Annotated in this window: 1 protein-coding gene; it reads right to left on the reverse strand. The window is 66.7% G+C overall.

Annotation, left to right across the window (positions count from 1 at the left end; translation table 11 throughout):
* Nucleotides 1–207 (reverse strand): hypothetical protein (locus HMPREF2726_RS14210; protein ID WP_168163286.1); only part of this gene is annotated, 207 nt, incomplete at both ends.

Below are 207 nucleotides of genomic sequence, written 5' to 3' on the forward strand. Positions count from 1 at the left end.
CCATGTCGTCGATGTAGGCGTAGGTGCAGTTCTCCGCCGCGGTCACCCGTGCGGGCAGTGTGCCGGCGATGTGGGGGCGCGGTGTGGTGCGTTCGGGGCGGAAGGTGTGTTGGGCGGGTATAGCGGTAAAGGTATGGCTGTAGGCGGTATCGCGGCTGCCGCTGTGTTCCATGCTGAGTACCAGCCAGCCGTCGGGGGCTTCGGGGA

The organism is Neisseria sp. HMSC074B07, from assembly GCF_001810355.1.
GTDB lineage: Bacteria > Pseudomonadota > Gammaproteobacteria > Burkholderiales > Neisseriaceae > Neisseria.